The sequence below is a fragment of the Rhodococcus sp. IEGM 1379 genome, assembly GCF_030056815.1.
Taxonomy (GTDB): Bacteria; Actinomycetota; Actinomycetes; order Mycobacteriales; family Mycobacteriaceae; genus Rhodococcus_F.
Genome location: NZ_JASHKR010000047.1, coordinates 1 through 10655, shown reverse-complemented (window position 1 = coordinate 10655; position 10655 = coordinate 1). Strand labels below are relative to the sequence as shown.

Below are 10655 nucleotides of genomic sequence, written 5' to 3'. Positions count from 1 at the left end.
AGGTTTCGTCGATACCGAACCAGGCGATGAACAACGGAACGAGCGCGAGGAACGGCACCGCGCGGTTGATCTGCATGGTCGAGTCGATCAGTTCTTCACCGAGAGAAGAGAGACCGGACAGAACCCCGAGCACCAACCCGACGATCACACCGACCCCAACACCAAGTGCAGCGCGCTGCAGTGATGCAAGACCGAAGTCGACCAGCTGGCCCGACTGATACAGCTCGACGAAGGCCCTCCACACCGCGGGAGGTCCGGCCAGGATCTCCTCTCGGATCAGCCCGGTAGCCGACCCGATCCACCATCCGGCGACCAACAGGGCCGGAACGAGGAAGCGGAGGGGGATCGAGATCCACTTGGGTCTGCTGCGATTGCGCCGGTAACGCGGCGTTTCGAGTTGTGGATGCTCCACTGACTGCGACGCCGTTCGAGCGGGGCGGGTCAGCGTCACCATCGGGTCACTTCCCCTCGGTGGTGGGCGCTGCCGCCGCCAAATCTGTCACAGCACCCTGGAGGTCGAAGATCACGTCACTGCCCTTGAGCGGCTGCTGGATCACCTTGTTCTCGGCGAACAGCGTGGAGATGGATTCGAGGTCGGTGGCGTCGGCTGCGGTCGGATAGCGGAAGTTGGTGATCTGGCCGCCGAGGGTGATCGCGTCGTCGAGTCGCTGTCCGGAGAGTGCGCGGGGACCGGTCTGTTCGAAGACGTTCTCGAATGCTGCCGGGTCGGCCTGCTGCTTCGCGGTGAGTTCCTGGGTGACCTCGAAGAACTTCTGGACCACCTCGGGATGTGCCTCAAGAACTGCGGTACGGCCGGCGATGATGGTGCTGTCCACGGAGTCGATGCTCGCCTCGGTTGCGATCTCGACCGCGCCCTTGGCTTTGGCCTCCTGGTACGGAATCAGGAACGATGCCCATGCGTCGACCTGCCCGGTGGAGAAGGCCGACGCGGCGTCAGCCTGTTGCAGCGGAACGCGTTCGACGGAATCGATCGGCACTCCAGCCTGTGTCAGTGCCTTGAGCGTGATGTACTCGCCCTTGCCCGCAGGATTGACGGCGATGCGCTTGCCGGCCAGATCGGCGACGGTCTTGATGCCGGATTCCGGAGTGGCGATGATGCCGGCCTGGTCCTTGTTGTACGGGTCGGACGTGGCGAAGATGCGGACACCCACGTCCTTGGACAGTGCACCGACGACGGGACTGTATGCGCCCGTTTGGATGTCGAGTTCACCGCTGTTGAACAGTTTGAGGTTGGAGCTGAATCCCGGCGTGGTCTTGACCCATTCGATCCTTGCGCCCAGTGGTGCCAGCGCCTCGTCGTAAGTTCCGTCACGCTTGCCGACGGCGATGGCGCCGGAGTTTCCGGGATCGAAGACCTTGAGCGTGAAGTCCGTGCTGGAATTGCCTGCGGCGCTGTCGGAATCGGAAGACCCACACGCCACCGCCAACCCGGCCAGCGGGATCATGGCGAGCGCAGCGGCAGCTCGTGGCAGTCGGCGGAAGCGGGACATGTATGTGGCTCCTTCAGGCGTTGATTCGTCAGAACTGACAACGATGACGCTATTGGGTGCTTGTCCGTTTTGTCCCCGTTTGTTTTCTGGAGATTGGAAATCTTGACAACATCAGAAGTCTGTTCATCTGGGGTTTTGTAGGTCTTCGTCTGGTTGCTTTCCATCTGATGGAAAGGATGGCCGGACGAGTGGGTCCGTGTTAGCGTCCGATTCTCAGCTCGATCAAGCCACAGCGAAAGGACCGTTCGTGACGGATGCACGCGGTGCGGGAGTTCAAACCGTAACTCGCGCCCTGACCATGCTCACATGTTTTCGCAGTGGCGAAGAATTGGGAGTCTCGGAAGTTGCCCGGCGACAAAAACTTGCAGTGAGCACGACACATCGGTTGCTGCAGTCGCTCGTCGACGCGGGTTTCCTCGAGAAGGATGACGCGACCAGCCGGTATCGCATCGGAGCCGCGCTGGCTGCTTACGGACAGGTGTCGTACCGTCAGCATCGAATCTATCTTTCCGAGCCTTACTTGGAGCAATTGGCCGCGACGACAGGAGCATCCGCCTCACTCGCACTGCGAAGCGGAAGTGAGGTGGTGCTGCTCGGATTCAGTCGGTGGCGCGAGGCCGACGGACATGTGCTCCAGGGCGTTCGACTTCCCTTGCATGCGAGCGCACTAGGGAAGGCCTTTCTGGCGTGGTCCGATGTGGACGACTCCGAACTCGCTGCCCTGCCACGTGAAGCGACCACCCAGCGTGCGATCACCGATGTTGCCGGTATACGCCGGGACCTGGAATTGACCCGCGAGAGGGGATACGCATTCAACGACGAAGAGCTGACCCCAGATTTTCGAACCATCGGCATTCCGATCATCGATGGATCATGCACTGTGCGTTACACTCTCGGACTTCGTGGTCCGGTGGAGTTGATGATCGACGAACGGATTCCGTTCCTCGCCGATCTTGCCAAGGTGACCGCACGACAGATCGGTGAAGTGCTTCTCTAAGGTAACTGGACAGTGGCAGAACCGACCGAACGTCATTACCGTTGCTGGCGAGGGATGCGATCGAAAACTGGGTACGCGTCGCCGACGGACCCTCGTGATCCGGACCGGGCGTACGGATACTCGTCACGTCCGATGTGGGCCAATGGTTGCGATCCAGTGACAGTGGGCCACGCGGAGAACGTCGTGTCGTCGCCGAAGGTTGGCCCTGCACGCGGGCCCGAACCGAGTACACCAAACGCGGATCGTCTCGTACGACACTTCGACCCCTCGGGCCGGCACTGTCACGTTAGTCGAAAAGCCTAGCAGCGACGCCTGTTTGGGACAGGCTGTTACGGGACACCGCCGGGCTGTTCACTTTCAGGCGGCGGCGTCGGTCGCGGTGACTTCCTGCCAGAGCGCGAATCGGTCGGCCATCTCGGTACGCCACTCGGTCGCGGTCAGTCGATGCCGGCCGGGCCGAAAATGCGGTGAGATCGAGCTGAACGCGGACAGGAACCGTTGCGCGTGCCCGGTTGAGGTGAACCGTTTCATCGCCCGCTCCCGCTGCCGGGTCGGCTGATGGGAATTCTCGGCCCGGTTGTTCAAGTGCCTGGACCGGCGACGCTCGACAGAGGCCAGCATCTCGCGGTGCGCGACCTGGTAGCTGCCGAGCTAGTCGGTGATGATCACCCGCGGCACGTACCTCAGCCCCTTGAGCAGCTTGCAGAAGAATCGTTTGGCGGCGTTGCCGTTTCGGCGGGACTGGACCAGCACGTCGAGCACGTTGCCGTCCTGGTCGACCGCCCGCCATAGGTAATGCAGTTTGCCGTTGATTTTTATGAAGACCTCGTCGAGGTACCACTTGTCACCCGGCCGGGCCCGGCGTCGGCGCAGCTGGTTGGCGTATGTCTGCCCAAACTTGGCGCACCACCGCCGGATCGTCTCGTAACTCACCACGACACCGCGTTCGAGCATCATCTCCTCGACATCACGGAAGCTGAGCGGGAACCGGAAGTACAACCACACGCAGTGGTTGATGATCTCGACCGGGTAGCGGTGGCCCTTGTACGACGGCATTGCGGTGCTCACCCCACCGATTCTCCCAGTTTGCCGCGTTCAACAACGTGACAGCGCCCTGCCCTCTTAGCGAGCATTCGGAAACCCGCGGCGGTGCTCGTTCAGCGCGTTTGTGGGATAGAGGCGGGCTCCTGGTTGGGTCAGGGATGAACAGTCGCTGACCGTACCCAGGAGTCCACAATGTCATCATCGCCTGTCGAGTCATGCCCGGCGTGCCCGTCCGGGGCGCCTGGACATCGGAACGCGGTGTATCCGGCCTCGTCACTGACCGACGCACAGTGGGCGGTACTACAACCATTGCTACCTCGGCCCGGCAACTCCACCGGACGGGGCGGAAGGCCCGAAAAATACTGCCGCCGAGTGGTGTTGGATGCAATTCTCTACGTGGTTCGGGGCGGGATCGCGTGGCGGCAGTTGCCGGTGGAGTTCCCGCCGACGTCGACGGTGTACGGGAGCTTCGTCCGCTGGGTCCGCGCCGGGGTATGGCAGCGCATCCACGACGCGCTGCGCGACCGGCTCCGCGTGCAGGCCGGACGAGACCGGTGCCCGACCGCGGCGACCGTCGACCCGGGAGACCGTGCCCGCAGCCGACACGGTGCCCGGATCCCGTCGCGGATGGGACGGCGGGAAGCGAACGAATGGGGTCAAGCGGCACATTGCGGTGGATGTCAACGGGCTACTGCTCACGGTCGTGGTGACCGCCGCCTCGATCCAGGATCGCGACGCCGCGCACCGGCTACTGACCGGACCGCGGGGCGGCTTCTCCACTATCCGGCTTATCTGGGGCGACGGCGGCTACCCGGGTCGACTGCTCGGCTGGGCGAAAAGCGTTCTCGCCCAGCAGTTTTAGATCATCAGACGGATCCCCGGCGCGAGCGGATTTCACGTGCGGCCCTGGGTTTGGGTAGTCGAGCGTACGTTTGCTTGGATCAACAAGTACCGCCGTTGCGTCCGCGCTTACGAGACCCGACCCGACCACCACGAGGCCGTCATTCGCATCGCCAGGATCGGCCTCATGACCCGGCGCCTTGCACGGATATGAACCCAGTTTCCGAATGCTCTCTCGGGCCCGTCGCCGGCGCAGCACCTTGGGCTAATTCATACCCCACAAGTTCAAGGCCATCTATTACTCTCAGCTATCGATTCTCTGACCGGAGGACTACGTGATCTCGAGTTCGCCCATCCGAGACCAGTCAGTACCCGGGATCTCGGCATTGATGATTCGTGGTGTTTCACTCAGCGCAGGTCGCATGGATTCCAACCCATTTCGGAAATGGTCAGAACCGACATGCTCAGCGCCAGAATGAGAATCCCGGAACGCCTCTACCAGTAGGTACTCTGCCGGGTTGTCTGCGCTCTGGAACCACTCGAACCAAAGATTTCCTGCCTCAGCCCTTGTACTATCGGTGAATTTTTTCGTGATCGACAGCCAGTCGTCCTGATGCTCTTCGAGCACATTGAATTTCACCACAATAAAAATCATCGCTTCCCCAATCGCTGTTTCCTGTCGAATCGCGATCGCAAAGTACGTAACGCACACTGCGACTGACGCGAGAATGAAATTGTTCTTACCCCGAAGATACCATCACCCGGCAACGCACACAGGAACGATATCGGTGAATTCCTAGCAGACAAAACCTGAAATGACTTTGCCCGCAACTGTTTCCGCGCCAGCTTCACATCAGTTCTGAGCCGCAGGCACGTGGTCGGCCACCGCCCTATCGGAAGCAAGAAGGCCTGACCGACCGCGTGCCTTGCCTAGCGAGTTCAGTAGATATTCGATGGACGGATCATGCCTTCGGCCAAATCGCCGAACCCGGGCGCCTCGATGGCTCCTGGATTACCGAATACTTCCTCCACGACGGCGGTCTCGGTTGTGATGAGCAGCGCAGCAATAGATGCGGCGCTCTCGAGCGCTGCGCGGGTAACCTTGAACGGGTCGATCACTCCGTCCTCGAACAGGTCGCCGTATTCCCCGGTGAGGGCGTTGAACCCATGGCCCAATGGCAAACCCGCAACGGTTTCGACCACCTCGTCGCCGTCGAAACCGGCGTTGATCGCGATCCACCGCAACGGCTCGGCTAAAGCACGACGGACGACTTCGCAACCGATCGCCTCATCGCCGGGCAAATCCAGTCCGGCGAGCGCACGATGTGCCTGAGCCAGGGCAGTACCACCGCCGGACAGAACACCTTCTTCGAGAGCAGCACGGGTCGCTGCCAAAGCGTCGTCCACTCGCAGCATCCGCTCCTTGAGTTCGACGCTGGTGGCGCCACCGACACGAATAACAGCCACCCGCCCTGTAAGTCGGGCGATCCGCAACTTGAGGCTGTCCTCGTCGGCATCGATTTTCGCCCGATCCAACTGCGCCCCGAGTTGAGCGATGCGGACACCGACCAGACTCTGGTCACCGTGCCCGCCGACAATCGTCGTCGCATTTTCCGTCACTGTGATGCGGTCACACGATCCGAGGTGTTCGAGAGCGACTTCTGACAGCTCGATCCCGGTGTCCTTCGCAATGACGTGACCGCCCAACGCAATTGCAAGATCCTGTAGTTCTGCGACCCGGCGGTGGCCGAAACCCGGTGCGCGGACGACGACCGACTGCATCGTCTTGTGCATGTTGCCACCGACCAGAAGCTGCAGCGCGGGTCCGTCCACGTCTTCCGCGAGCACTACAAGCGGCCGGTCGGCACGCTTGGCGGCTTCGATGCTCGGCATGATGTCCTGCACCTGATTGATCTTCTTGTTGGTCAACAGAATCAGCGGTTTGTCGTGGACCGCTTCCATCCGCTCGAAATCGGTGACCATGTAACCGGAGATGTAGCCGTGGTCGAATTCGATACCGTCGACGATCTCGACCGCCATTCCGAGAACGTCGCTCTCCTCGGTCGTGACGATTCCAGACACGCCGACGAAGTCGACCGCCTGGGCGATGGCCTGCCCGATGGCTTCGTCGTCACTGGCGGCCAGGCTCGCGATTCGTTCGAGATCGCGCTGGCCGGAGACCTTCACTGTCTGCGCCCGTAGCGCTTCTACGACAACCGGTACGGTTCGTTCGATTCCGCGGCGTACCCGCATCGGGTTCGCGCCGACCTCGACGACGCGCATTCCCTCGCGAACCATCGCCTGGGCCAGCACGGTGGCGGTTGTGGTGCCGTCACCGACGGCACCATTGGTCTTCATGGCCACCTCCTTGACCAGCTGGGCGCCCATATTGGCAAAGGGATCGCTCAGCTGTATCTCGCGGGCGATAGTGACCCCGTCGTTCGTAATCGTCGGCGGGCCTGTGAGCTTTTCGAGTACGGCGTTACGTCCCTTCGGTCCGAGGGTCACTTTGACCGCGTCGGCAAGGGCGTTCACACCATGTTCGAGCAGGCGACGGGCCTGCGTGTTGTAGCGAATCTCCTTGGCCATGACTGCATTTCCTTTCGTACGTGGGTGGAGCGAGAAACACGATCAGGGAACCAGAATCGCCCGGCCTCGGACACGCCCCGCATCCAGATCGTCGAGTGCGGTCTGGAACTCTTCGAGCGGGTACTTGGTCGTATGCAGAGTCACCTTGCCCTGGGCAGCAAGAGTCATGAGCTCCTGTAGATCGTTGTACGAACCGACAAGATTTCCGATGAAATTTATCTCCGCGGAAATCACATCGATCGTGGGAACGTCGATGTTCTCGCCATAGCCGACGACGTAGTAGTTCCCGGCGCGGCGGAGCATCGCGATTCCTTCGGCGGTGGAACCACCCTCGCCGACAAAATCAACGACGGCTTCCGCGCCGTTCCCGCCGGTGAGGTCCAATACCTGTTGCACGTGGGTGCCGTCCGCGACAATGCCTCGGTCGGCTCCGATCCGAACAGCCAAGTCCACCGCGTCGGGATTACGGTCGAGCACCACCACGGTCACACCCGAAATCGCCTTGAGCACCTGGATTCCGATATGACCCAGGCCGCCGGCTCCGATTACCACGCAGACGTCACCCGGCCTGGTGGTTTTGGCTGCCTTCGCGACCGCGTGGTATGCCGTCAGACCCGCGTCGGCAAGTGCCGCGACGTCGGCAGGCTCGAGTGAATCGTCGATCCGGACGACACTGCGTGCAGTAGTGCGAAGGTACTCCGCGTAGCCACCGTTGGTGTCGATTCCCGGGAACTGACTGTTCTCGCAGTGCACGTCATCACCGAAACGGCAAGCGCGGCACTGGCCACAGGTGATGAGGGGATGCAGGATCACCTTGTCCCCCACCGCAACGTTGGTGACGGAATCACCAACGGCATGGACCCAACCGGCATTCTCGTGACCGATTGTGTACGGCAGCGACACTCCGCTCTTTTCTTCCCACTGCCCTTCGAGGATGTGAATGTCGGTTCGGCACACGCCGGCGCCACCGATCCGCACTATGACCTCGAGCGGGCCCTCGATTCCGGGTTCGGGAATTTCGGTGAGCTGAAGCTTGGTGTTGTATCCGACTACTTGCACAGCTTTCATTGCAGGCTCCTCGTCCTGATGTCGGTCACTCGCGGTGTGGCGTCGACGGATTCGCCGTCCGCGTACCGGGTAGCGAGCAGTCCGCGGCAGAAGTGCGCATTGCCTTCCATCGAGATGCGCACGGACTTGGCGAATCGCAGTCGAACAGGGACCGCGTCTGCAGCAATTGCCAGTCCGTTGTCGTCGACGAGCACGCGACTATTGGGGCACATACTCAACCCGATACTGATGCGCCGTCGCAACAGCGCTGACTTCTCCTTACTTGCCGGAAGATCTCGCAACGTCAGTCGATGAATATCGTTGATATCCATCGTTGTTCGTTTCACATACGCCGCGACGCATCGCTCCATCGCGGCAGTGTGCGCCTTGCCGAGGAAGATATTGCGCAGTTCGACCAGACTCTCCTGTGCCTCCGATCCGAACGTCCCGACATATCCGGCATCGGCGGCCAGTCCGGCATTGATTTTCTCGCTGTCGTGGTGATCGTCGAGCAACACCCGTACGCGACCGACGTGTTCGACCGTGCGCAAAGCATCCTGGGCGTCGGAAGCCATGAGGTAGGCGAAGTTCGGAGAACAAAAAGCTGTCGGAAGCCGTAGGTGAACGGTGACGCCGTCATCGTCCAACGTCACCGATCGCACGAAACCCAACTCGGTGATCGGCTCGTCGAGCTCCGGGTCGGTCACCGTGGCAAGCGCTTCGAGCACATCTTCCTGTAAACGAACGTCAACGGCGCGAACGTCGATCGCGGTCATGACGACACAGTCTCTTTCGCCCCTGCTGCCACCTCGACGCCCACCTGCCCGGCCGGCTCGGCCAACCGCAGTTCCGCCGGAACGTCGATGTTGTAGAGGGACGCCGCATTGAGACCGAGGATCTTTTTCTTCTGATCGATGGTGATCGGGGCGTACTCGTCCTGCATGTCCTCGGGGATCTGGAAGTCGACAAACCTTTCGATCAGCCACTGCGGGGTCCAGATCGCATAGTCGCTGGAGAACAGAATCTTGTCCTCGCCGATCCAGTACAGGAGTTCGCCGATGATCTGGGCGAAATACCTTGGGCGAGTGTGGATGAAGGGCAGCGCCACAGCCAGACCACCGAAGACGTTGGACTCCTGCGTCGCGATCCAGCAGAAATCCTCCAGTCGCGGCAGGCCGACATGCTCAACGACAAACCGCAGATCCAGGTAGTCGGTGGCAACCTTGTCGATATCCGCCACGTCGAAAGCGTCACGATCGAGAGGGCGGATCGTGGGCCCCTTGTGGACGTGAATGTTCTTGATACCCAGTTTGATGCATTCTTCCAGGTACCTTCGCGACCAGTGATCGTCGAGCTTGTAACCACGCGAATCACCATGCCACTCAGCGGTGTAGAGCTTGACTCCCTGCAGGTTCATCCGATCGGCGTCGCGGCGAAGCTGCTCGAGGCCTGCCTCGCCGTAGCGCGGGTCGTATGCGTGGTTGTATGTAAGCTTGTCGGGGTGCTTTTGAGTGAGCGCGAACGCTTCCTCAGTCTGCCCGAAACCGTTGACGTAAAAGTCACTGAGCAGGGTCGCTTGGAAAATCGCGTGATCGACGTATCCGTCCACGAAGAGATCACGCATGAGTCGGTCCTCCCCGTAGTGGGTGTACGTTTCGTAGTCCCACACGACCTCTTCGGGGCTGAGATTCTTGTGATAGTCGTAGAAGCAGTCGATGAACTGCTTGCCGTGGATGTTCTTGTGGTTCGACGCCCGGCCGTCCCAGAGATGTACGTGCCCGTCGACGATGAAGTACTTGTGCCCGTCCTTCTGATACATCGCTTCCCTCACTTGGTCGTGTGCTTGAAAGGTGGTTGTCGACCGGCGCCTTAAGCGGTCTCGGTCGACGAGGGTCAGTCCACTTTGAGATCGAAGCCGATGTATTCGGCGGCGTCCTCAGGGCTGGCGAACAGGATGGTCTGGTCGTCGAGGTGGACCATGCGCCCGTAGTGGGTGGAGCTGATCTCCTCGAAGATGGAACCGTCGAAGTCCGAACCGAGGGCGTCGGTAAGCTCCTCGTAGTCGAAGTTCAACCGGTTGACGCCGTCGACTCGAATCATGGAGGGGTACTCGGTCAATTCGACCCCTTCTTTCGCGCCCATGACTTCGGCGACGACACGTCCGGTTGGAGTGTTCATCAGCGTGACACCACACTTGTTCGAGAACTCGGTGGCCGATCCGAATTGCATAGTCACTTGTCCAGCTCCTTCGGGATGTCCAGCCCGAGCAGTTCGAGCAGAGAACGGAATTTCTCGGTGGCCGCGTCCAAGCTGTCGGCGAAGGTGACGGCTTTGTCAGCCGGCTGAGACCAGATCGGTTGCAGCGCGCGCGCCGCTTCGAGGCACCGCGGCACCCAGATCTCCATCCAGGTACCGAACAATGCCTTGTTCGACTCCCCATATTCTGGGTCCCTCGTGAGCAACTGGAAGAGATTGCGGGTGTAGGCCAGGTCTCGGTCGTAGTCGTGCTCACCGGTGCCGACGATCGTCGGAGTGATGTAATCGCCGTTGCGGGCGGCGATCTGCATCACGAGTTCGCTGCGGAACAACGATCCGACAAGCTGCTCGAACACGATGTTGGTGGCAAA

General features: G+C 60.9%; 10 protein-coding genes and 3 pseudogenes. 3 read left to right on the top strand and 10 right to left on the bottom strand.

The window, feature by feature from the left end; genetic code table 11:
* Together QM600_RS20730 and QM600_RS20725 are read right to left on the bottom strand one after the other, a co-directional pair.
* The coding region (locus QM600_RS20730; protein WP_502943040.1) for an ABC transporter permease at window positions 1-454 on the bottom strand (454 nt) is incomplete at its 3' end.
* A 4-nt stretch (window positions 455-458) separates the two neighbouring features.
* Window positions 459-1511, bottom strand: a complete 1053-nt coding sequence (locus QM600_RS20725) for an NrtA/SsuA/CpmA family ABC transporter substrate-binding protein (RefSeq protein ID WP_283263436.1) — start codon at window positions 1509-1511, stop codon at window positions 459-461.
* A 247-nt stretch (window positions 1512-1758) separates the two neighbouring features.
* On the opposite strand from QM600_RS20725, the gene QM600_RS20720 reads away from it, so the two are divergent.
* Complete coding sequence (locus QM600_RS20720) at window positions 1759-2508, top strand: IclR family transcriptional regulator (protein WP_283263435.1); 750 nt, start codon at window positions 1759-1761, stop codon at window positions 2506-2508.
* A gap of 357 nt (window positions 2509-2865) precedes the next feature.
* On the opposite strand, the pseudogene QM600_RS20715 reads toward QM600_RS20720, so the two are convergent.
* Window positions 2866-3564 (bottom strand): annotated as a pseudogene (locus QM600_RS20715) (IS6 family transposase).
* Between the two features lie 180 nt (window positions 3565-3744).
* Between QM600_RS20715 and QM600_RS20710 the strand changes: the two are divergent.
* Window positions 3745-4002: pseudogene (locus QM600_RS20710) on the top strand (transposase); the annotation flags it as partial.
* 139 nt (window positions 4003-4141) lie between these two features.
* On the top strand, window positions 4142-4414 hold the full coding sequence (locus QM600_RS20705) for a transposase (RefSeq protein WP_283263434.1): 273 nt from the start codon (window positions 4142-4144) through the stop codon (window positions 4412-4414).
* Between the two features lie 309 nt (window positions 4415-4723).
* Here the strand turns inward: QM600_RS20705 and QM600_RS20700 are convergent, their stop codons facing one another.
* The 7 genes and pseudogenes from QM600_RS20700 to QM600_RS20670 all read right to left on the bottom strand — a co-directional run.
* Window positions 4724-5047 carry a putative quinol monooxygenase gene (locus QM600_RS20700; protein ID WP_283263458.1) on the bottom strand — a complete coding sequence of 108 codons (324 nt, stop codon included), beginning with the start codon at window positions 5045-5047 and terminating at the stop codon, window positions 4724-4726.
* A 284-nt stretch (window positions 5048-5331) separates the two neighbouring features.
* Window positions 5332-6981, bottom strand: a complete 1650-nt coding sequence (gene groL, locus QM600_RS20695) for a chaperonin GroEL (protein WP_283263433.1) — start codon at window positions 6979-6981, stop codon at window positions 5332-5334.
* A gap of 42 nt (window positions 6982-7023) precedes the next feature.
* A complete protein-coding gene (locus tag QM600_RS20690) occupies window positions 7024-8049 on the bottom strand; it encodes an NAD(P)-dependent alcohol dehydrogenase (protein WP_283263432.1) in 1026 nt (341 codons plus the stop codon).
* A complete protein-coding gene (locus QM600_RS20685) occupies window positions 8046-8804 on the bottom strand; it encodes an iron-sulfur cluster assembly protein (protein ID WP_283263431.1) in 759 nt (252 codons plus the stop codon). Before QM600_RS20685 ends, QM600_RS20690 begins: the two co-directional genes overlap by 4 nt.
* Window positions 8801-9847 carry an amidohydrolase family protein gene (locus QM600_RS20680; protein ID WP_283263430.1) on the bottom strand — a complete coding sequence of 349 codons (1047 nt, stop codon included), beginning with the start codon at window positions 9845-9847 and terminating at the stop codon, window positions 8801-8803. Before QM600_RS20680 ends, QM600_RS20685 begins: the two co-directional genes overlap by 4 nt.
* A 74-nt stretch (window positions 9848-9921) precedes the next feature.
* Window positions 9922-10257, bottom strand: coding sequence for a propane 2-monooxygenase effector subunit MimD (gene mimD / locus QM600_RS20675; protein ID WP_283263457.1), 336 nt, complete (start codon window positions 10255-10257; stop codon window positions 9922-9924).
* A 2-nt stretch (window positions 10258-10259) separates the two neighbouring features.
* A pseudogene (locus tag QM600_RS20670) lies at window positions 10260-10655 on the bottom strand (toluene hydroxylase); the annotation flags it as partial.

What these genes read in the sequence shown, in the direction of transcription:
- groL (WP_283263433.1), bottom strand. Translation starts at nt 6,981, where the DNA reads ATGGCCAAGGAGATTCGCTACAACACGCAGGCCCGTCGCCTGCTCGAA.
- mimD (WP_283263457.1), bottom strand. Translation starts at nt 10,257, where the DNA reads ATGCAATTCGGATCGGCCACCGAGTTCTCGAACAAGTGTGGTGTCACG.
- QM600_RS20685 (WP_283263431.1), bottom strand. Translation starts at nt 8,804, where the DNA reads ATGACCGCGATCGACGTTCGCGCCGTTGACGTTCGTTTACAGGAAGAT.
- QM600_RS20680 (WP_283263430.1), bottom strand. Translation starts at nt 9,847, where the DNA reads ATGTATCAGAAGGACGGGCACAAGTACTTCATCGTCGACGGGCACGTA.
- QM600_RS20700 (WP_283263458.1), bottom strand. Translation starts at nt 5,047, where the DNA reads ATGATTTTTATTGTGGTGAAATTCAATGTGCTCGAAGAGCATCAGGAC.
- QM600_RS20690 (WP_283263432.1), bottom strand. Translation starts at nt 8,049, where the DNA reads ATGAAAGCTGTGCAAGTAGTCGGATACAACACCAAGCTTCAGCTCACC.
- QM600_RS20725 (WP_283263436.1), bottom strand. Translation starts at nt 1,511, where the DNA reads ATGTCCCGCTTCCGCCGACTGCCACGAGCTGCCGCTGCGCTCGCCATG.